17 protein-coding genes are annotated in these 19,185 nt (G+C 46.9%); 12 read left to right on the top strand and 5 right to left on the bottom strand.

Annotation, left to right across the window (positions count from 1 at the left end; genetic code table 11):
• Nucleotides 1–24: 24 nt before the first annotated feature.
• Complete coding sequence (locus tag H8K36_RS00795) at nucleotides 25–504, top strand: GNAT family N-acetyltransferase (RefSeq protein WP_186915543.1); 480 nt, start codon at nucleotides 25–27, stop codon at nucleotides 502–504.
• A gap of 80 nt (nucleotides 505–584) precedes the next feature.
• Here the strand turns inward: H8K36_RS00795 and H8K36_RS00800 are convergent, their stop codons facing one another.
• The 5 genes from H8K36_RS00800 to H8K36_RS00820 form a co-directional block, all read right to left on the bottom strand.
• Nucleotides 585–848: a hypothetical protein gene (locus tag H8K36_RS00800; protein WP_186915542.1), complete on the bottom strand. Its 264-nt coding sequence runs from the start codon at nucleotides 846–848 to the stop codon at nucleotides 585–587.
• 133 nt (nucleotides 849–981) lie between these two features.
• Nucleotides 982–3,717, bottom strand: coding sequence for an aconitate hydratase AcnA (gene acnA / locus H8K36_RS00805; RefSeq protein WP_186915541.1), 2,736 nt, complete (start codon nucleotides 3,715–3,717; stop codon nucleotides 982–984).
• A gap of 99 nt (nucleotides 3,718–3,816) precedes the next feature.
• A complete protein-coding gene (locus H8K36_RS00810) occupies nucleotides 3,817–4,299 on the bottom strand; it encodes a hypothetical protein (protein WP_186915540.1) in 483 nt (160 codons plus the stop codon).
• A gap of 83 nt (nucleotides 4,300–4,382) precedes the next feature.
• Entirely contained in the window at nucleotides 4,383–5,354 is a 972-nt protein-coding gene (locus H8K36_RS00815; RefSeq protein ID WP_186915539.1) for an HpcH/HpaI aldolase/citrate lyase family protein, read from the bottom strand.
• 100 nt (nucleotides 5,355–5,454) lie between these two features.
• Nucleotides 5,455–6,444 carry a malate dehydrogenase gene (locus H8K36_RS00820; protein WP_186915538.1) on the bottom strand — a complete coding sequence of 330 codons (990 nt, stop codon included), beginning with the start codon at nucleotides 6,442–6,444 and terminating at the stop codon, nucleotides 5,455–5,457.
• A 426-nt stretch (nucleotides 6,445–6,870) separates the two neighbouring features.
• Between H8K36_RS00820 and H8K36_RS00825 the strand changes: the two genes are divergently transcribed.
• The 11 genes from H8K36_RS00825 to lpdA all read left to right on the top strand — a co-directional run bounded on the left by H8K36_RS00825 (nucleotide 6,871) and on the right by lpdA (nucleotide 19,150).
• Entirely contained in the window at nucleotides 6,871–7,671 is an 801-nt protein-coding gene (locus H8K36_RS00825) for a GntR family transcriptional regulator (RefSeq protein ID WP_230404257.1), read from the top strand.
• 128 nt (nucleotides 7,672–7,799) lie between these two features.
• Nucleotides 7,800–8,207, top strand: a complete 408-nt coding sequence (gene sdhC / locus H8K36_RS00830; RefSeq protein ID WP_186915536.1) for a succinate dehydrogenase, cytochrome b556 subunit — start codon at nucleotides 7,800–7,802, stop codon at nucleotides 8,205–8,207.
• 1 nt (nucleotide 8,208) lies between these two features.
• Nucleotides 8,209–8,577: a succinate dehydrogenase, hydrophobic membrane anchor protein gene (sdhD, locus tag H8K36_RS00835; RefSeq protein ID WP_186915535.1), complete on the top strand. Its 369-nt coding sequence runs from the start codon at nucleotides 8,209–8,211 to the stop codon at nucleotides 8,575–8,577.
• A 2-nt stretch (nucleotides 8,578–8,579) separates the two neighbouring features.
• The gene (gene sdhA, locus H8K36_RS00840) at nucleotides 8,580–10,355 is read left to right on the top strand and encodes a succinate dehydrogenase flavoprotein subunit (protein WP_186915534.1); all 1,776 of its coding nucleotides are present in this window, start codon (nucleotides 8,580–8,582) and stop codon (nucleotides 10,353–10,355) included.
• An 11-nt stretch (nucleotides 10,356–10,366) separates the two neighbouring features.
• On the top strand, nucleotides 10,367–11,077 hold the full coding sequence (locus H8K36_RS00845; protein ID WP_186915533.1) for a succinate dehydrogenase iron-sulfur subunit: 711 nt from the start codon (nucleotides 10,367–10,369) through the stop codon (nucleotides 11,075–11,077).
• An 87-nt stretch (nucleotides 11,078–11,164) separates the two neighbouring features.
• On the top strand, nucleotides 11,165–11,446 hold the full coding sequence (locus H8K36_RS00850) for an FAD assembly factor SdhE (protein WP_186915532.1): 282 nt from the start codon (nucleotides 11,165–11,167) through the stop codon (nucleotides 11,444–11,446).
• Between the two features lie 50 nt (nucleotides 11,447–11,496).
• Complete coding sequence (gene gltA, locus H8K36_RS00855; protein ID WP_186915531.1) at nucleotides 11,497–12,801, top strand: citrate synthase; 1,305 nt, start codon at nucleotides 11,497–11,499, stop codon at nucleotides 12,799–12,801.
• A gap of 308 nt (nucleotides 12,802–13,109) precedes the next feature.
• A complete protein-coding gene (locus H8K36_RS00860; protein WP_186915530.1) occupies nucleotides 13,110–15,965 on the top strand; it encodes a 2-oxoglutarate dehydrogenase E1 component in 2,856 nt (951 codons plus the stop codon).
• A gap of 58 nt (nucleotides 15,966–16,023) precedes the next feature.
• Nucleotides 16,024–17,277 carry a 2-oxoglutarate dehydrogenase complex dihydrolipoyllysine-residue succinyltransferase gene (gene odhB, locus H8K36_RS00865; RefSeq protein WP_186915529.1) on the top strand — a complete coding sequence of 418 codons (1,254 nt, stop codon included), beginning with the start codon at nucleotides 16,024–16,026 and terminating at the stop codon, nucleotides 17,275–17,277.
• A 10-nt stretch (nucleotides 17,278–17,287) separates the two neighbouring features.
• Nucleotides 17,288–17,638, top strand: a complete 351-nt coding sequence (locus H8K36_RS00870; protein WP_186915528.1) for a PspC domain-containing protein — start codon at nucleotides 17,288–17,290, stop codon at nucleotides 17,636–17,638.
• Nucleotides 17,639–17,722: 84 nt separating this feature from the next.
• The gene (gene lpdA, locus H8K36_RS00875) at nucleotides 17,723–19,150 is read left to right on the top strand and encodes a dihydrolipoyl dehydrogenase (RefSeq protein WP_186915527.1); all 1,428 of its coding nucleotides are present in this window, start codon (nucleotides 17,723–17,725) and stop codon (nucleotides 19,148–19,150) included.
• The last annotated feature ends 35 nt before the right edge of the window (nucleotides 19,151–19,185 follow it).

The following is a 19,185-nucleotide window of genomic DNA, read 5'->3' on the forward strand; positions in this document are numbered from 1 at the left end:
TGCAAATAGTATGAGAGGTCATAAGTGAGTGTAGTCATTCGAAATGCAGTTCCTGCTGATGCGGCAACGATCCATGGATTTATTGTTGAACTCGCAGTGTATGAAAAAGCTGAGCACGAAGTAAAAGCTTCAATCGCCGATATCGAGCGGAGTATTTTTTCAGTGGACTCACCGGTCAAAGCGTTCATCTGCCTCAAAGGTGATGAACCAATTGGATTTGCTGTTTACTTTTATAATTACTCGACTTGGCAAGGCAAAAAAGGCATGTATCTAGAAGACCTTTATATTTCACCGAAACACCGTGGTGGTGGTGCAGGTAAACTATTGCTTCGCCATTTAGCCCAAATCGCTGTGCAAGAGGGATGTGGTCGATTTGAATGGAGTGTTTTGGATTGGAACCAGCCGGCGATTGATTTTTATCACGCTGTCGGTGCAAAGCCGCAATCGGAATGGATTAAGTATCGTCTCGCCGACGAAGATCTCACTTCGTTTGCCAGTTCATAAATTTCACTAAGAGTAAGCTGAAAAAAGAGGCCGCTAATCAAATTGCAGCCTCTTTTTTTTAGCTCAAACTAAGACGAAAATTATTTGCTTGCAGCAGCACTTGCTGCAGTTGATGTAGCTTGAGTTGCTGGAGCTGCCGCAGCACTTTGGGACGCTGTACTTGCACTTGCCTCTGGTGCCGGCACTGTCGCTGCAGATGCAGGTGCAGCGGTTGCCGAGGCTGACTCTGCGGCACCATGATTGGCGCCAGCCTCACCAGCCATATCCATCTTGTCGCCTGCCTTGAAAATGAAGAATAACGCGACTGCTGCGAACAACAAAAAACCGACTAAAGCCTTCCACATAATTGACTCCTCTTTTTAATAAAAAAACTTCCTAAGATTGAATGTGATGTACTAATTATTGAGTGTAGCTGAATCAAAAAAAGGGATGACATCTTGCGATCTCATCCCTTGATTTATTTCACATCATGTTGAATTACGCAGCTAACAACTGACGCAATACGAACGGCAAGATGCCGCCATGTTTGTAGTAATCAACTTCGATCGGTGTATCGATACGCAACAAGACTTTGACTTCTTGTTTGCTGCCGTCAGCGCGATTAATGACCAAAGTCACTTGTTGCTGCGGTTTGATATCGTTTTCGATACCTTTCAAGTCGAAAGACTCATTACCTGTGATGCCTAGTGAATCGACGCTATCGGTACCAATGAATTGCAGGGGCAAGACGCCCATGCCGACCAAGTTGGAGCGGTGAATGCGTTCGAAAGACTTGGCGATAACAGCTTTCACGCCTAACAATTGTGTGCCTTTAGCTGCCCAGTCACGTGAAGAGCCTGTACCGTATTCTTCACCACCGAAGATCATGGTTGGCGTACCTTCAGCAACGTATTTCATCGCTGCGTCATAGATAGCCATTTGTTCGCCAGTTGGTTGGAACAGGGTTTCGCCGCCCTCAACGCGGGAACCGTCTTCTTTCGCAGGGATCATCAAGTTCTTGATACGAACGTTTGCAAATGTACCGCGCATCATGATCTCGTGGTTACCACGACGTGAACCGTAAGAGTTGAAGTCTGCTTTCAACACACCGTTTTCTTTCAACCACTTGCCCGCTGGACTAGATTCTTTGATTGAACCAGCAGGGGAGATGTGATCTGTCGTGATGGAGTCACCGAATACGCCTAATGCACGTGCGCCAGTGATGCCTGTGGCAGCCGCTTTTGGTTCCATTGTGAAATCTGCGAAGAATGGAGGTTCAGCGATATAAGTGGAGCTTGGCCAGTTGTAAACTTCACCTTCCGCCACGCCTTTGATGTCTTCCCATAACTTACCTGGCGCACCTTTAACGTCAGCATAGTTTTCTTTAAATGTTTTGGAGTTCATGGCGAACTTCATCAATTTATTGATTTCTGCACTCGTTGGCCAGATATCGCCCAAGAAAATGTCTTTACCTTTGATGCGACCAACTGGTTCCGTCATTAGATCTTTAGTCATGTTTCCAGCGATGGCGTATGCCACGACTAATGGAGGAGATGCTAAGAAGTTGGAGCGAATGTTCGGGTGAATGCGCGCTTCAAAATTTCGGTTGCCGGACAAAATCGCAGATGCCACGATATCGTTTGCGACAATCGCTTCGTTCATCGCAGGTGTCAAATCACCTGCATTACCGATACATGTTGTACAGCCATACGCTGTTACGCCGAAGCCGAGTTTTTCCAAGTATGGCAACAGACCAGCTGCTTCCAAATACTTAGTCACAACGCGAGAGCCTGGCGCCAAAGATGTTTTGATATGTGGCGAGACTTTTAAGCCCGCTTCTACTGCTTTCTTAGCTACCAAACCAGCAGCCAACAAAACGCTTGGGTTGGAAGTGTTGGTGCATGATGTGATAGCAGCGATCAATATGTCGCCGTTTTTCACTTTAACGCCATCAGCATTAGTGTATACAGCAGCCAAGTCTTCGGGCTTCTTATTGAAACCACTTTCGGACGTTGGTTTGCTGAACAAATCTGCGAATGTTGATTTTACATTGCCGATTTCGATACGATCTTGTGGGCGTTTTGGCCCAGCTAAAGAAGGCGCAACTGTAGACAAATCTAATGATAATTCAGTCGTGTAATCGATGTCGCCTTTTTTCGGAATACCGAACATTTTCTGCGCTTTGAAATAGCCTTCGAATGCATCGATTTCCGCTTTAGTACGACCTGTGCCTTTGAAATAATCGATGGTCGCTTCATCAACTGGGAAGAATCCCATTGTTGCGCCGTACTCTGGTGCCATGTTAGCGATTGTTGCACGGTCTGTTAATGACAATGAACGTGTACCTTCGCCGAAGAACTCCACAAATTTACCAACGACTTTTGCTTTGCGCAGCATTTCTGTAATGGTCAAGACCAAGTCGGTCGCCGTACAGCCTTCACGCAATGCGCCAGTCAAATTGACGCCGACTACGTCAGGTGTCAAGAAATACACTGGTTGACCGAGCATGCCAGCTTCAGCTTCGATACCGCCAACGCCCCAACCAACAACGCCGATACCGTTGATCATCGTTGTGTGGGAGTCAGTACCAACCAATGTGTCTGGGTAGTAAACATCGTTTTTCTTGGCGTCGCTTGCTTTATGCACACCACGTGCTAAGTATTCCAAGTTGACTTGGTGAACAATACCGAAACCTGGTGGCACCACACCGAAAGTGTCAAATGCTTGCATACCCCATTTCATGAACTGGTAACGCTCGTTATTACGTTGGAATTCCAATTTCATATTAAGGTCGAGTGCTTTCTTTTCACGGAAGTGGTCGATTTGCACAGAGTGATCAACGACCAAATCTACTGGAACCAATGGTTCAATATTCTTTGGGTTTTTACCTTGTTTGGAAGCGACATTGCGCATTGCTGCCAAGTCGGCTAACAACGGAACGCCGGTGAAGTCTTGCAGAACAACGCGGGAGACGACGAATGGAATCTCATCAGTACGTGCGGCTGTTGCACCCCAGTTCGCCAATTGTTTAACGTGTTCTTCCGTGACTTTCTTGCCGTCACAATTACGCAATACGGATTCCAGAACGATACGAATCGATACTGGCAAGCGTGAAATTTTCACGCCAAGATTTTTTTCCAATGCTGGCAAGGAGAAGAACTTGCCTTTCTTGGTGTCGCTAATTTTAAAATCTTTCAGCGTTTTAAACGCGTCTTGATATGCTGCTTGGCTCATGGCTGTTCCTTTAAAAGAAGATGAACAATTTTAAAAACTAAACGCTAAAACTAAAATTTATTACCGATTTGGTTGCACTGTGGCGACCAACATAACGTATTACTTAACTCGAGTCGGTGTCTTGGCATCGACTTCAGCGGTCATTGTTGTGAGATTTGATTTGCATTCGTTAGCTAACTGCTGACCACGACGGGAGTCGAGTAACAGTGCTTTAGCCGGGATATCGATCCATACTAAGCCAGCTTTGTCATTTTCGAAGCGCTTTGCGCCTGTCGAAGTTTCCACTTTAGTCAGTTTGTAGAGTCGATTTTTCCAACGCATAGCGATGATCTGATCATCTGTCGGATGGGTGTAAGTCGTAATAGAAGCACCGAGTTCGCATTTATATTCAACGTTGCGATCATGCTGAATCTCTGGTTCTGTTTCTTCTGCTTCTGCCACTTTTGTGGGGGCGGCTTTCGCGACTTTTGCTTTGCCGCTTTTCTTCAAAGCTTCGTAAGGCGATGCTGCAACGGAGGTTGAAATGCTGAGCGCACCCGAAAGCACCAAGAGTGCACTAAGTAGTTTTGTGTATTGTTTCATTTTGCCTCCAATTAAACTATGTTACTTCTTTGCTACGCTGTTTTACTAAGCACCATGCTTGTAAAACGTAAAAAACAAAATCTCTAGATCAGATATTGTGCACCTTCAGGCAATTTGATGCCACTTAAACTTGCTTTCTTTAAGACGGTCCAGAAGTATCGATAGCTTGCCCGATCATGTAATCGTCCCTGCATCTCGATTGGCCCCCATTGCTTGTCTTGTGCCGCTTGCAAAATCGTTATTGCCTCATTGATTTCAGCGCTACGTGGCGACAGTGCTTTTACTATCGGTTTGATTTGATCAGGATGGATGCTCCACATCCGCGTATAGCCGCACTCAAGGTGCGCGCGAGTCGCATCATTGATGATGGTAGATGGGTCTTTGAATTCTGTAGTCACATTATGTGATGGGACTTTACCGTAGAGATGACAAGCTGCAGATATTTCGATTTTTGCGCGCATCACAAGCGGGTGGACAAATTGCCCTGGTGAGCGCATGGCACTAGCCGGTATTGCATTCCAATGTGATGAGACGAAATCCATAATGCCAAATGAAAGGCTCTCAACTTGGTCTAACTGGGCAATTTCATTCACTTGTGCTAGCGCAGATTGCGTTTCAATCAGTACATGTATTGGGATTTTGCGCTCAGTCTGTGAATTCGCCGCTTGATTGATCTGCTCGATTGCAGTGCTCACTTCGTGTGCGCCCCGCACTTTCGGGAGCATTATATAGGCCAGCTCTTCAGCACTCGTGCCGACGATGTGTTTGACATCCCTTTCGAAACTGGAGTGATGAATATCGTGCATGCGGACGCCGACCCGGCGATACTTGTTTCCTTCTGAACAAAGAAGGCGGCTGACAAGTTGCGCGTGAGCGATGTCATCGTCAATCGATGCACCGTCTTCGCAATCGAATGTGATATCGAAAATTGGCCCAAGCTCATTTTGTAAGGCAAGAGACTTCAACATCAGTTTTTCCGAGCCTGCGTAGTGATCGCAAACCGGCAAAAAAACGGGTGCTGGTTGGTCTTCAAATAATGCCTGAGATGGATGCATCGACAATGGCTAGGGTGCGTTCGAAGAAAATACTTTTTGAAAATCTCAGATGCGCGATCTCGCGCATCTGAGGATGCTGCTGTTACCGAATCAGTTAAAATTAACCAACAAGGTGTTTGACGCCATCACGCTCTTCTTGCAATTCTTTTAGCGTCACGTTGATACGTTCACGTGAGAATTCGTCGATTTCCAAACCTTGAACGATGGTGTATTCACCGTTTTCAGTGGTCACTGGGAAACCGAACATCGTACCTTCTGGGATGCCGTAGGAACCATCAGATGGGATGCCCATTGTTGTCCATTTACCGTTTGTGCCCAAAATCCAGTCGCGAACGTGATCGATTGCCGCATTTGCCGCAGAAGCAGCAGATGACAAGCCACGAGCCTCAATGATTGCCGCACCGCGCTTACCAACTGTTGGCAAGAATGTGTCTTTGTTCCATTCGTGATCGTTGATCATGTCTTTCACTGATTGACCGTCGATCGTTGCAAAGCGGTAGTCCGCATACATTGTTGGAGAGTGGTTACCCCATACACAGAGCTTTTCAATCGCTGCAACTGGCTTACCAGTCTTTGCTGCGACTTGAGATAAAGCACGGTTGTGATCCAAGCGCAACATTGCAGTGAAATTTTTCGCTGGCAAACTTGGCGCAGATTTCATGGCGATATAGGCGTTTGTATTTGCTGGGTTACCAACAACCAAAACCTTAACATTACGTGACGCCACTGCGTCCAATGCTTTACCTTGAACTGTGAAAATTTGCGCATTTGCTTCGAGCAAATCTTTGCGTTCCATGCCAGGGCCACGTGGACGTGCACCCACCAACAAAGCGACGTCGATGTCTTTAAATGCAGTCATTGGATCGCTGTGTGCAGTCATGCCTGCCAACAATGGGAACGCGCAATCGTCAATTTCCATCATTACGCCTTTGAGCGCTTTTTGAGCTTTCTCATCAGGGATTTCGAGTAATTGCAAAATCACTGGTTGATCTTTGCCCAGCATGTCGCCGTTTGCGATTCTAAACAAGAGGGAATAGCCGATTTGGCCAGCTGCGCCAGTAACGGCAACGCGCATTGGGGATTTAGACATAATATTTCTCCGCGGTGGTGTAAAAATAATATTGTAATACGTGATGCAAGGTGTAAATTTAGTCCGTTCTCTTACATTTTCATGTCGAGAGTAAAATCAGTAAGTGAGAGAATTATGGTGATCCCCTCAGATTAGCCCGAAATCATATCGCTGAATCTGATCTGCGTCAGACATAATTTCCAAATTTAGCTGAATCGTGCATTAAAGCAACACTTTATAAATGCGTGCAATGCCTACTTTTGCACGATTTTATTGCGCATCTTCTGCAAAATTTTTCTGTTGATTTCGCGCCTCTAGCTTAATGCGTGCAAGTTTATTGCGCATGCGGGTCAGTGTCAATGAATATCTTATGTCTTATATAAGACATGATAAGTTTTTTAGTTTTCCCTAGACGTAGACCTGCTTTTTATGGTGAAATTGCGAACTATGAGTCCAAGTCTACCATCCAACGCTCAATCATTCGATCAAGAAAATTCCGGGATTTCGGAATTTGGCGGTCATGCGTCTGTTGCTCCCACATTTAGTCCTCTGTATCAACAGATCAAAGGTTTGATCACGCAAAGCTTGCAAAGCGGTGAGTGGAAGCCGGGTGAACTCATCCCGAGCGAGATGGAGTTGGCTGTGCGTTTCAAGGTGAGTCAGGGCACGGTGCGGAAGGCTATTGATGAATTGTCTGCAGAGAATTTGGTTGTGCGGCGGCAGGGGAAGGGCACTTTTGTTGCTACGCATAACGAAGCGAGGTCACAATTTCGCTTTTTGAGGCTTGTCCCGGATAGTGGTGAGCGCGCTTACCCTGAGAATCGTATCATTGAGGTGAAACGTGTCAGAGCTCCAGCGGAAGTGGCACGGCAATTGGAGATGAAGTCTGGCGAGACAGTCGTATTCTTGAAGCGGGTGCAATCTTTTTCGGGTGTGCCGACCATTCTCGAAGAATTGTGGTTGCCAGGTTCTATCTTCAAAGGGTTGACGATGGAGCGCTTGAATGAATATAAGGGCCCTATGTATGCCTTGTTTGAATCTGAATTCGGAACGCATATGATTCGCGCAAAAGAAGAGATTCGAGCGCTGTGTACAAATGAAGATTCCGCTTCCCTGCTAGGGGTCGATGTTGGCGTGCCTTTGTTGAGTGTTGAGCGAATTTCGTACACGTACGGCGACAAAGCGGTTGAGTTGCGACGAGGTCTCTATCTTACTGGTGCACATCATTATCGGAACGAATTAAGTTAAAACCATCTGCTGAACTGGATAATTTGCAAAAAATTTTCAGAAAACTATCAAATGTGTTGGTGCAATGCATCAAAATAGGCGAAAATTGCGAGCTTGCTGTACTTAAGTAATTTTGGGGGAGTTAATTTATGTCAGATGTTTCAAAAAATAAGCGACGCTTTGGCGTGATGCGACTGGTCGATGCGACCGGATATCGACTGCCATTGGCAGGTGTGGTTTCCATTTTGCATCGTATTAGCGGCATTCTCATGTTTGCCTTGTTGCCATTTGTGCTGTATCTGCTTGATCGCAGCTTGCAGTCAGATGTCTCTTTCGCGATGCTGCATTTGTTCGCAGCGCAACCAATCGTGAAGTTGGTTCTGTTGGTTTTGGTGTGGTCATACCTACACCACTTCTGTGCTGGCATTCGTCACTTGTTTATGGATTTTCACTTTGGTCTGGACAAAAACAGTGCGCGTCAATCCGCGGTGACCGTGCTTGTAATCAGCCTCGGTTTGACAGCCTTAGTTGGCTTGAAATTGTTCGGAGTATTCTAAAATGGCAAATAATAATATTGGACCTAAACGACTCGTCGTCGGTGCAGGCTATGGCTTGCGCGATTGGTTGGCGCAGCGCGCGACCGCAATTTTGATGGCTCTGTACACGGTTGTTATTTTGGTGTTGTTCTTAACTGGCACCAGTTTTACTTATGACGCTTGGGTGGGCGTTTTCTCCATGCAATGGTTTAAATTGTTGACGTTTACTGTCATCGTTGCCTTGCTATACCACGCTTGGGTTGGTGTACGTGACATCTGGATGGACTACGTGACGCACTCCGTGGTCTTGCGTTTGATTTTACAGGTCGCCACTATTGTGTGGTTGGTCGCTTGTGCTGGCTATGCCGCACAAATTTTGTGGAGAATGTAACCGTGGCTGCGATTAAATCAGCAATTCCTTCCCGTCGCTTTGATGCGGTAATCGTTGGTGCCGGTGGTTCCGGTATGCGCGCATCCTTGCAGTTGGCAGAAGCTGGCCTGAATGTGGCTGTTCTGTCTAAAGTATTTCCAACCCGTTCTCATACGGTCGCTGCACAAGGTGGTATCGGTGCTTCCTTGGGTAATATGTCCGAAGATAACTGGTTCTGGCACATGTTCGACACCGTCAAAGGTGGAGATTATCTGGGTGACCAAGATGCGATTGAGTTTATGTGTCGCGAAGCACCAAAAGTGGTCTATGAGTTAGAGCACTTTGGTATGCCTTTTGATCGCAATGCAGACGGTACTATTTATCAGCGTCCTTTCGGTGGTCACACAGCGAACTTCGGTGAAAAGCCAGTCCAACGTGCTTGCGCTGCTGCGGACCGTACAGGTCACGCCTTGTTGCATACGCTATATCAACGGAATGTTCGCGCTCGCACGCACTTCTTCGTTGAATGGATGGCGATCGATTTGATTCGTGACGCTGACGGTGACGTTCTGGGTGTTGTTGCTCTCGAAATGGAAACCGGTGAAGTTATGATGCTGGAAGCGAAAACAACGATTTTCGCCACTGGTGGTGCAGGTCGTATTTTTGCTGCCTCTACCAATGCGTTCATCAATACGGGTGATGGTATGGGTATGGCTGCGCGTGCAGGCTTGCCTTTGCAGGATATGGAATTCTGGCAATTCCACCCAACCGGTGTTTCCGGAGCAGGTGTTCTGATTACTGAAGGTGTACGTGGTGAAGGTGGTATCTTGATCAACAGTCAAGGTGAACGCTTCATGGAGCGCTATGCGCCGACGTTGAAAGATTTGGCTCCGCGTGATTTCGTTTCTCGATCTATGGATCAAGAAATCAAAGAAGGTCGCGGCTGCGGTCCAAATAAAGATCACGTATTACTCGATTTGCGTCACATCGGCGCAGATACAATTCAAAAACGTTTGCCATCGATTTTGGAAATTGGCCATAAATTTGCTAACGTTGATGCGACGAAGGAGCCAATCCCTGTTGTGCCAACGATTCACTATCAAATGGGCGGCATTCCAACCAATATTCATGGCCAAGTTGTGTCGACGACGAATGGTGTTAATTCAGTGGTGAATGGCTTGTACGCGATTGGTGAGTGCGCTTGCGTTTCTGTGCACGGCGCGAACCGTTTGGGTACCAACTCCTTGCTCGATTTGATCGTATTTGGTCGCGCAGCAGGTAATCACGTTGTCGCAAGTAATTTGAAAGCGCGCAGCAACAAAGATTTGCCGAAAGATGCGGCTGATTTGGCATTGTCTCGTTTGGCTAAGCTCGAAAACAGCACAGGCTCTGAGCGCGTTCAGGATGTGGCGAACGATATTCGTAGCACGATGCAGCAGTATTGCGGCGTATTCCGTACTGACGAATTGTTGCAGACTGGCGTACAAAAAATTATGGAACTCGATGAACGTCGTAAGCACGTTTCCTTCAAAGATAAATCTAAAGTATTTAACACAGCGCGTGTTGAGGCCTTGGAGTTGGATAATTTGATCGAAACTGCGAAGGCGACCATTACTTCAGCAAACGCACGTAAAGAATCTCGTGGTGCACATGCACACCGTGATTATGAGAAACGTGATGATGAAAACTGGATGAAGCATACCTTGTGGTATTCCGAAGCTAATCGTCTTGATTACAAACCAGTCGTAACTAAACCGCTGACAGTGGAAACATTCCAGCCTAAAGCTCGTACTTTCTAAAGAGATTGACCATGGCACGTACACTTAAATTTAAAATTTATCGCTACGATCCTGATAAGGATGCGAAGCCCTATATGCAAGACCTGACAGTAGAGCTGCAGGATAACGATAAGATGTTGTTGGACGCTTTGCAGCGTATTAAAGCAGACGTTGATGACTCGTTGGCTTTGCGCCGTTCATGCCGTGAGGGCGTGTGTGGTTCCGATGCAATGAACATCAATGGCAAGAATGGCTTAGCCTGCACCACCAATTTGAACGAATTGACTGAACCTATCGTTTTGCGTCCATTGCCAGGCTTGCCAGTAATTCGCGACTTGATCGTCGATATGACGCAATTCTTCAAGCAATATAATTCGATCAAGCCGTACTTGATTAACGATAGTATTCCGCCTGAAAAAGAGCGTCTGCAATCGCCAACGGAACGTGAAGAGCTCGATGGCTTATACGAGTGTATTTTGTGCGCATGCTGCTCAACTTCTTGCCCATCTTTCTGGTGGAATCCAGATAAGTTCGTTGGCCCAGCAGGTTTGTTGCAAGCGTATCGTTTCATTGCGGATTCCCGTGATCAAGCAACTGGTGAGCGTTTGGATAATTTGGAAGATCCATACCGCTTATTCCGCTGCCATACGATTATGAATTGCGTGGACGTGTGTCCAAAAGGTTTGAATCCAACTCGCGCGATCGGTAAGATCAAAGAGTTGATGGTTCGTCGTGCAGTGTAATTTGCACTAGCTTGGCGCATTAAATTATTCGACTCTTTGCCCTTAATCAAAGCGGCAAAGGGTCGATAATGCAGAATGGAAGACACAATGTCTGGAGTTTATTCGGGATTGCATCAAAGTGATCCTGCAAATCGAGCAAGATTGCGCTGGCGTGCTCGCCGCGGTCTCCTCGAAAATGATTTGATTTTGACGCGTTTTTTAGACGCGCATGAAGAAAGCTTGTCGGACGAAGAGGTAGATGCCTTTAGTCGTTTGATGGATCTCTCCGATAATGCCTTGATGGACTTGCTGATGGCGAAAAAAGAGCCGGATGCTGAACTCGATTTGCCGCACGTTCGTGCCTTGCTGACGCGTTTACAGCAGGCCTGAGATTACTAGTACTTTTTGATTAACGACTCGCCTTAACTGAGGGAAGAGCCATGACAAACTCTGAAACAAAAGCAACCCTATCGTTCTCTGATGGCACGCCATCTTTGGATTTGCCAATTTACAAGGGCTCAATTGGCCCGGACGTGATCGATATCCGTAAGCTGTACGGTGCGACAGGTAAGTTCACCTATGATCCTGGTTTTATGTCGACGGCAGCGTGTAATTCCTCCATCACTTATATCGACGGTGATAAAGGTGAGTTGCTTTACCGCGGTTACCCAATTGAGCAATTGGCGCAAAATGGCGGCGACTTCTTGGAGTCCTGCTACTTGCTATTGAACGGCGAACTGCCAACGGCAACGCAAAAAGAGCAATTCGTTGAAATGGTGACGAAGCACACCATGGTGCACGAGCAGATGCAATTTTTCTTCCGCGGTTTCCGTCGTGATGCGCATCCAATGTCTGTTTTGGTTGGTACCGTTGGTGCTTTGGCTTCGTTCTACCATGATTCACTCGATATTAACGATCCGCATCACCGTGAAGTTTCTGCAATTCGTTTGATCGCAAAAATGCCAACCTTGGTGGCGATGGCGTACAAATATTCGATCGGTCAGCCATTCGTTTACCCACGTAACGATTTGTCTTACAGCGCGAATTTCATGTACATGATGTTCTCTAACCCATGCGAACCATACAAAGTAAATGAAGTGTTGGTGCGTGCGCTTGATCGTATCTTGATTTTGCATGCAGATCACGAGCAAAATGCATCGACATCGACGGTTCGTTTGGCTGGTTCTTCTGGTGCAAACCCATTCGCTTGTATCGCTGCAGGTATTGCATGCTTGTGGGGCCCTGCTCATGGTGGTGCTAATGAAGCGGCCTTGAGTATGCTCGAAGAGATCGGCTCAGTCGATAATATTCCCAAGTTCATCGAGCAAGTTAAGGATAAGAACTCTGGCGTTAAATTGATGGGCTTTGGTCACCGCGTCTATAAAAACTACGATCCACGTGCGAAATTGATGCGTGAAACTTGCTACGAAGTCTTGAATGAACTTGGTTTGCAAGACGATCCATTGTTTAAATTGGCGATGGCTTTGGAAAAAATCGCTTTGGAAGATGAGTACTTTGTATCTCGTAAGTTGTATCCGAACGTAGACTTCTACTCTGGCATCGTTCAACGTGCCTTGGGTATCCCAACTGCGTTGTTCACTGGTATTTTTGCCCTGGCGCGTACAGTAGGTTGGGTAGCACAATGGAAAGAAATGATCTCTGATCCAGAACAAAAAATCGGTCGTCCACGTCAATTGTTTGTTGGCGCGCCGAAACGTGATGTGCCACCGATCGATAAGCGTTAATTTCAAAAATTACGTAAAGATTGAAATAATTGACATTATTTTGAATCAATTTTTAAAAAGCGAGTATAAATTACTCGCTTTTTTTTTACGGAAATATGTTATTCTCGCTGCTTAACTTGAAAGTCGTGTTTCGTCCTTTGTTTTTCCGCGGTTCCATTGTTTAATGAACGTAGTAACGCTGGTTGAAAAAGAATTTCAAATGAGTCCTTCCCCACAACTTGATGTGCAATCCGCTAACCGGTCAGGCCGTGTCGCGGAAGGTTAGATTAACCCGCTAATCTCGCGAAGCGCGAAGAAAGGTGAGCAATATGATGCAACAATATAACGCCAACTCGTATCTGTTCGGCGGCAATGCGCCGTATGTTGAAGAACTATACGAAGCGTATCTGAACAATCCAGGCTCAGTTCCTGACAATTGGCGTGCATACTTTGACGCCATGCAACACGTTCCCGCTGTTGACGGTACAAGTAAGCCAGACGTCGCCCACGCGCCGGTTATAGCTTCTTTTGCTGAACGCGCTAAACAAGGCCCAATTCGCACAGTAAGTGCTTCCGCGGATGCGGAAATGGGACGCAAACGTGTCGCCGCTCAACAATTGATTGCAGCATATCGCTTCCTCGGTAGCCGTTGGGCTAACCTCGATCCTTTGCAACGTCAGGAACGTCCAGTCCTGCCAGAGTTGGAGCCAAGTTTTTATGGCTTCACTGACGCTGACATGGATATTCAATTCAATATCAGCAATACCTATTTTGGCTCTGAAACCGCGTCTTTGAGGGACTTAATCAATTCTTTGCGTGATACTTACTGCCGTTCTATCGGTGCTGAATTCATGTACATCAGCGATCCAGCGGAAAAGCGCTGGATGCAAGAAAAATTAGAATCTATCCGCTCTACGCCTAGCTTCACTGCAGAGAAGAAAAAGCATATTCTTGATCGTTTGACTGCAGCGGAAGGCTTAGAGCGCTATTTACATACCCGTTATGTCGGTCAAAAACGTTTCTCATTGGAAGGCGGAGAGAGTTTCATCGCATCTATGGATGAGACAATTCAACGTGCTGGTGAGCGTGGCGTAGAAGAGATAGTTATCGGTATGGCACATCGCGGCCGTTTGAACGTGTTGGTGAATACCCTGGGCAAGATGCCGCAAGATTTGTTCGCCGAATTTGAGGGTAAACACGGTGATGATTTACCTGCTGGTGACGTGAAATACCACCAAGGTTTTTCTTCAGATATTTCTACCCCAGGCGGTCCAGTACATCTGTCCTTGGCGTTTAATCCATCCCATTTGGAAATCGTTAATCCTGTGGTCGAAGGCTCTGTCAAAGCACGCATGGACCGTCGTGGCGACAAAGATGGCTCTCAAGTATTGCCAATCTTGGTGCACGGCGATGCGGCGTTTGCCGGTCAAGGTGTTGTGATGGAAACCTTGAACTTGGCGCAAACACGCGGTTACGGCACAGGCGGCACGGTGCATATCGTGATTAATAATCAAATTGGTTTTACGACATCTGATCCACGTGACGCACGCTCCACAACTTACTGCTCAGACGTCGTCAAGATGATTGAGGCACCAGTATTGCACGTTAATGCAGACGATCCTGAAGCTGTTGTGTTAGCGACGCAAATTGCGCTCGACTATCGCATGACCTTCAAAAAAGACGTCGTGGTCGACATTATCTGCTACCGTAAACTTGGTCATAACGAGCAAGATACACCTGCATTGACACAGCCATTGATGTACAAAAAGATCGGTCAACATCCAGGTACACGTAAGATGTACGCGGATAAATTGGCTGCTCAAGGTACGATCCCTGCAGATGGTGGTGATCAAATGGTTGCGGCATTCCGTGAGGCGATGGATGCTGGCAAGCACACACATGATCCAGTTATTTCCAACTTCAAGAATAAATACGCAGTCGATTGGATTCCATTCCTCAATCGTAAATGGACTGATGCTGCAGATACAGCAGTGCCAACTTCCGAGTTGAAGCGATTGGCCGAGCGCATCACGACAGTGCCTGAAGGCTTCAAGCCACATAGCTTGGTCGAAAAAGTATTGGGCGATCGTGCAGCAATGGGACGTGGCGACATGAACCTTGATTGGGGCATGGGCGAACATTTGGCTTATGCCTCATTGGTGTCTTCTGGCTATGCAATTCGCTTGACAGGTCAAGACGCTGGTCGCGGCACTTTTGTTCACCGTCATGCTGTATTGCATGACCAAAATCGCGAACGTTGGGATGCGGGTACATACATTCCATTGCAAAACATTTCAGACAAACAAGCTCCATTCACCGTTATCGATTCCGTATTGTCTGAAGAAGCAGTATTGGGTTTTGAATACGGCTATTCAACGGCAGAACCAAATACACTGACGATTTGGGAAGCGCAGTTCGGCGATTTCGCTAACGGTGCACAAGTGGTTATCGACCAATTTATCAGTTCTGGCGAAGTGAAGTGGGGCCGCGCGTCTGGCTTGGTTATGATGCTGCCACATGGTTACGAAGGTCAAGGTCCAGAGCACTCATCAGCACGCCCAGAACGCTTCTTGCAGCTGTGTGCCGACAATAATATGCAAGTGGTTCAACCAACGACAGCAGCGCAGATTTTCCATCTGCTACGTCGTCAAATGATCCGTCAATTCCGCAAACCTTTGGTCATCATGACGCCGAAGTCCTTGTTGCGTAACAAAGATGCAGGTTCACCGTTGTCTGAATTGGCAAAAGGTAGCTTCCATACCGTGATTGGTGAAGTCGATGAGTCTATCGATGCGAAGAAAGTAAAACGTGTAGTTGCTTGCTCTGGCAAAGTCTATTACGACTTGGTCAACGCACGTAAAGAACGCGCGCAGACAGATACAGCAATTATTCGTGTGGAACAGTTGTACCCATTCCCACATAAGAGTTTTGCTGCGGAATTGAAAAAATTCCCGAATATGGTGGAATTGGTTTGGGCTCAAGACGAACCACAAAACCAAGGTCCTTGGTTCCAAATTCAGCACAATATTTTTGAAAGCTTGGATGAAGGTCAGAAGCTTGCTTATGCTGGTCGCCCAGCAAGTGCGTCTCCTGCTGTCGGTTACTACGACAAACACTACGCACAACAGAAAGCACTCTTGGACGCAGCCTTTTCAAAACTTAAAGGCTATATTCTGACTAAATAATCTCGGCGGCGCAGCAGAAACTGCTGCGCTCTCAAGCTATCCGAAACGGAGAAATAACATGGCAATTATCGAAGTAAAAGTACCGCAATTATCTGAATCTGTCGCTGAAGCGACTTTGTTGACGTGGCATAAAAAAGTAGGCCAAGCAGTGGCTCGCGACGAGAACCTGGTTGACGTTGAAACTGACAAAGTAGTATTGGAATTGCCAGCGCCATCAGCAGGTGTTATTACCCAAATTATCAAAGGTGATGGTAGTACAGTGGTTGCAGGCGAAGTTATCGCTATGCTCGATACAGAAGCGAGTGCAGGCGCTTCGGCTCCAGCTGCTGCAGCACCTGCTGCGGTAGCATCCGCTCCAGCAGCGGCTGCAGCGCCAGCAAGCAATTCAGCATCGGGCGTAGCAATGCCAGCGGCAGCGAAGATTTTGGCAGAAAATGGCTTGTCCGCTGGTGCCGTTGATGGCACAGGCAAAGACGGCCGTGTGACTAAAGGTGATGCACTAGCGGCTGTAGCAAACAAAGCCGCTCCAGCAGTTGCACCTTTAGCGGCACCGGTAGCGACTAAACCTGCCTTGCAACAAGTTGCTGCGCCAGTGGCAACGAACTTGGGCGATCGCCCAGAAGAACGCGTACCAATGAGCCGTTTGCGTGCACGTATTGCTGAACGATTGGTGCAGTCTCAATCCACGAATGCGATTTTGACGACGTTTAACGAAGTCAATATGGCGCCAGTAATGGACTTGCGTAATAAGTACAAAGACAAGTTTGAAAAAGAGCACGGCGTGAAATTGGGCTTCATGTCTTTCTTCGTCAAAGCTGCAGTTGCTGCATTGAAGAAATACCCAATCTTGAACGCCTCGGTTGATGGTAACGATATCGTTTATCACGGCTATTTCGACATCGGTATCGCGGTCGGTTCTCCACGTGGTTTGGTGGTGCCAATCTTGCGTAATGCAGATCAAATGACAATCGCTGAAATTGAAAAGAAAATTGGCGAATTCGGCGCTAAAGCAAAAGATGGTAAATTGACTTTGGACGATTTGACTGGCGGTACATTCTCCATTTCCAATGGTGGTACTTTCGGTTCAATGTTGTCGACGCCAATTATCAACCCCCCACAATCTGCGATTTTGGGCGTGCATGCTACAAAAGACCGCGCTGTTGTTGAAAACGGCCAAATCGTAATTCGTCCAATGAACTACTTGGCGATGTCTTACGATCACCGCATCATCGACGGTCGCGAAGCGGTATTGGGCTTGGTGGCGATGAAAGAAGCGCTGGAAGACCCAGCACGTTTGTTGTTGGATCTGTAATCGACCAACGATGAATATCGCGGACGAAATCGCACGTTTGCATGAACTTCATCGGTCAGGTGCTCTGACTGATGAAGAGTTTGCAGCGGCCAAAGAAAAAGTTCTCGCATCTGCCTCGACCTCATCCAGTGGATTTGGTTCGGGAGGCACGGCTACAAATGACAATCCATTTGCCAATTTGAATCACTTACGTCGCTCTAAACATAACCAGTGGATCGGTGGTGTGTGTGCGGGTTTAGGTAAATTTTCTGGTTTGGAAGCGTGGATCTGGCGTTTGATGTTTGTTTTATTTGTAAGCGCCTTCGGTTTTGGTTTCGTCGCGTACCTTCTAGCTTGGGTATTTATACCCGAAGAAGAATAAGTCAGGACTAGTAAGAGGAGGCTTGAACACCATGTTTGAGCCTTTTTCGTATTGAATTCAGTAAGATAAAGAAGCAGGATAATTATGAGCAAACAATTTGACGTCGTTGTAATTGGTGGTGGCCCAGGCGGTTACATAGCTGCAATTCGTGCAGCACAATTAGGTTTTTCTACTGCATGTATAGATGCATGGACCAATGAAAAAGGTGGACCAGCACCTGGTGGTACATGTACCAATGTTGGTTGTATTCCTTCAAAGGCATTGCTGCAGTCATCAGAGCATTACGAACACGCGGGTCACGCATTTGCAGACCACGGTATCAATGTGAGTGGTTTGGCATTAGACGTCAGCAAGATGCTGGCGCGTAAGAATACGATCGTGAAACAGAACAATGATGGCATTTTGTATTTGTTCAAAAAAAATAAAGTCACTTTTTTCCACGGTCACGGTTCTTTTGTGAAAGCAGTGGATGCTGGTTATGAAATTAAAGTGGCGGGTAAGGCAGAAGAAACGATCACTGGTAAACATATCGTTGTCGCCACAGGCTCTAATGCACGCGGCTTGCCTGGCGCAGCATTTGATGAAGAATTGATTTTGTCGAACGACGGTGCCTTGAAGATCGGTGAAGTACCGAAAAAGCTCGGTGTGATCGGTGCTGGTGTGATTGGCCTCGAGATGGGTAGTGTGTGGCGTCGTTGTGGCTCTGAGGTGACTGTATTGGAAGCTCTGCCAACGTTTTTAGGCGCTGTGGATGAGCAGATCGCGAAAGAAGCGCACAAGCTATTTACGAAACAAGGTTTGAATATCAACCTCGGCGTGAAGATCGGCGAGATCGTGAAAGGCAAGAAAGACGTGACTGTGAATTACACAGATAACGCTGGTGCTGAGCACAAAGCAGTATTTGATAAGTTGATTATCTCAATTGGTCGTACACCAAACACCAATGGTCTGAGTGCGGATGCAGTTGGCCTGCAGTTGGATGAACGCGGTTTCATCGCAGTCGATGGTGATTGCAAAACTAACTTGCCAAACGTATGGGCGGTGGGTGACGTAGTCCGTGGTCCAATGTTGGCACACAAAGCAGAAGAAGAGGGCGTTGCGGTAGCAGAGCGTATCGCAGGTCAGCATGGCCACGTGAACTTTGGCACAATCCCATGGGTTATCTACACCTCACCTGAGATTGCTTGGGTTGGTCGTACGGAGCAGCAATTGAAAGCGGATGGTGTTGCGTATAAAGCAGGTACTTTCCCATTCATGGCAAATGGTCGCGCACGTGCTTTGGGTGATACCTCTGGTATGGTGAAATTCTTGGCTGATGCTACAACGGATGAAATCTTGGGTGTGCACATTGTCGGCCCGATGGCGTCTGAATTGATTTCAGAAGCCGTAGTGGCGATGGAGTTCCGTGCTTCCTCTGAAGACATTGCACGTATCTGCCACGCTCATCCATCTTTGTCTGAGGCGACAAAAGAAGCTGCATTAGCGGTTGATAAGCGCTCCTTGAATTTCTAATTCAAGCGAATTGCTGATTCAATTTGGTTTAGCTT

Source organism: Affinundibacterium nitidum (genome assembly GCF_014284155.1).
Taxonomy (GTDB): Bacteria; Pseudomonadota; Gammaproteobacteria; order Burkholderiales; family Burkholderiaceae_D; genus Undibacterium; species Undibacterium nitidum.

What these genes read in the sequence shown, in the direction of transcription:
- gltA (WP_186915531.1), top strand. Translation starts at nt 11,497, where the DNA reads ATGACAAACTCTGAAACAAAAGCAACCCTATCGTTCTCTGATGGCACG.
- lpdA (WP_186915527.1), top strand. Translation starts at nt 17,723, where the DNA reads ATGAGCAAACAATTTGACGTCGTTGTAATTGGTGGTGGCCCAGGCGGT.
- sdhC (WP_186915536.1), top strand. Translation starts at nt 7,800, where the DNA reads ATGTCAGATGTTTCAAAAAATAAGCGACGCTTTGGCGTGATGCGACTG.
- H8K36_RS00825 (WP_230404257.1), top strand. Translation starts at nt 6,871, where the DNA reads ATGAGTCCAAGTCTACCATCCAACGCTCAATCATTCGATCAAGAAAAT.
- odhB (WP_186915529.1), top strand. Translation starts at nt 16,024, where the DNA reads ATGGCAATTATCGAAGTAAAAGTACCGCAATTATCTGAATCTGTCGCT.
- H8K36_RS00845 (WP_186915533.1), top strand. Translation starts at nt 10,367, where the DNA reads ATGGCACGTACACTTAAATTTAAAATTTATCGCTACGATCCTGATAAG.
- H8K36_RS00850 (WP_186915532.1), top strand. Translation starts at nt 11,165, where the DNA reads ATGTCTGGAGTTTATTCGGGATTGCATCAAAGTGATCCTGCAAATCGA.
- H8K36_RS00820 (WP_186915538.1), bottom strand. Translation starts at nt 6,444, where the DNA reads ATGTCTAAATCCCCAATGCGCGTTGCCGTTACTGGCGCAGCTGGCCAA.
- acnA (WP_186915541.1), bottom strand. Translation starts at nt 3,717, where the DNA reads ATGAGCCAAGCAGCATATCAAGACGCGTTTAAAACGCTGAAAGATTTT.
- H8K36_RS00800 (WP_186915542.1), bottom strand. Translation starts at nt 848, where the DNA reads ATGTGGAAGGCTTTAGTCGGTTTTTTGTTGTTCGCAGCAGTCGCGTTA.
- sdhD (WP_186915535.1), top strand. Translation starts at nt 8,209, where the DNA reads ATGGCAAATAATAATATTGGACCTAAACGACTCGTCGTCGGTGCAGGC.
- H8K36_RS00815 (WP_186915539.1), bottom strand. Translation starts at nt 5,354, where the DNA reads ATGCATCCATCTCAGGCATTATTTGAAGACCAACCAGCACCCGTTTTT.
- H8K36_RS00870 (WP_186915528.1), top strand. Translation starts at nt 17,288, where the DNA reads ATGAATATCGCGGACGAAATCGCACGTTTGCATGAACTTCATCGGTCA.
- H8K36_RS00810 (WP_186915540.1), bottom strand. Translation starts at nt 4,299, where the DNA reads ATGAAACAATACACAAAACTACTTAGTGCACTCTTGGTGCTTTCGGGT.
- H8K36_RS00860 (WP_186915530.1), top strand. Translation starts at nt 13,110, where the DNA reads ATGATGCAACAATATAACGCCAACTCGTATCTGTTCGGCGGCAATGCG.